This window comes from Dietzia sp. SYD-A1 (assembly GCF_015356725.1).
GTDB lineage: Bacteria > Actinomycetota > Actinomycetes > Mycobacteriales > Mycobacteriaceae > Dietzia.
In genome coordinates this window covers 1-724 of sequence record NZ_JADDKI010000680.1, presented here as the reverse complement: position 1 = coordinate 724, position 724 = coordinate 1, and the positions used below count along the sequence as shown (strand labels likewise).

The 724-nt window shown below is 68.8% G+C and carries 1 protein-coding gene; it reads right to left on the bottom strand.

The features are described 5' to 3' along the window. Positions 1-38: 38 nt before the first annotated feature. Complete coding sequence (locus IY392_RS18575; RefSeq protein WP_107755662.1) at positions 39-551, bottom strand: inorganic diphosphatase; 513 nt, start codon at positions 549-551, stop codon at positions 39-41. Positions 552-724 lie beyond the last annotated feature (173 nt).

Below are 724 nucleotides of genomic sequence, written 5' to 3'. Positions count from 1 at the left end.
ACCCCCGGCCACGCGGGCGGACCCCCGGCCGCCCGGGGTCAGCCGCGGTTGGGCTCGGCCTTCTCCTCGGGGTGCTCGGCGAAGTTCTCGACGCCCTCGGCGATGAGCTTCTCCCCGAGGTCCTTGCCCTTCCACTCACCGGGCGTGACGTGCTTGCCGGGCTCGAGGTCCTTGTAGTGGAGGAAGAAGTGCTCGATCGCCTTGAGCTCGAAGTCCGGGACGTCCTCGATGTCCTGGATGTGCTCCCACCGCGGGTCCGTGGCCGGGACGCACAGCAGCTTGTCGTCGCCGCCGGCCTCGTCGGACATGGTGTAGACACCCACGACGCGGGCGTTGACGATCACGCCGGGGTGCACCGACTCGTCCAGCAGGACCAGCGCATCGCACGGGTCGCCGTCGTCGGCGAGCGTGTTGTCGATGAACCCGTAGTCGGCCGGGTAGCCCATCGAGGTGAACAGGAACCGGTCGAGGTAGATCTTCCCGGTCTCGTGGTGGATCTCGTACTTGTTGCGCGAGCCCTTGGGGATCTCGATGGTCACTTCGACGGACACTGGCGTACCTCGCTGATCGGCGTTCTCGGGACCCCGGACGCGCGCCCGGGAATTCGCACCGATTCTAGTAGGCAGGTCCGGCACCGGGGGCGGTCGCCGTCAGGTCGCCCGCTAGCGTGGGTGATCGATGGCCGCAGCCCGGTCGGGGGCGAGGGCTGGAGAGTGCGGGAGGG